This is a genomic window from Rhodobacter sp. NTK016B (genome assembly GCF_017303295.1).
Taxonomy (GTDB): Bacteria; Pseudomonadota; Alphaproteobacteria; order Rhodobacterales; family Rhodobacteraceae; genus Pararhodobacter.
The window spans coordinates 1-214 of record NZ_JAFKOK010000081.1; the positions used below are offsets into that span (position 1 = coordinate 1).

At 73.8% G+C, this 214-nt stretch carries 1 protein-coding gene; it reads right to left on the minus strand.

The window, feature by feature from the left end; all coding sequences use genetic code 11:
• Positions 1 to 214 (minus strand): hypothetical protein (locus tag JI664_RS23780; RefSeq protein WP_207016271.1); only part of this gene is annotated, 214 nt, incomplete at both ends.

Genomic DNA, 214 nt, shown 5'->3' on the forward strand with positions numbered 1-214 from the left:
CATCCGCCGGGGTCTGGATCGTGTAGCTGTCCGCGCGGTCGCGCGTGGTGCCGCCCGGCACGAGCTGGTCGGCCTCGGCGGTGCCGCCGTGACCCGCCGTGATGCTGTCGCCATACCCGATGATCGTCAGCGGCTGGCCGGTCTGCAGCGCGCCGATCACCGGCGCCATGACCCCGGCGTTGTGGCGGCGAAGCTCGTCCAGCCCGGCGACGTG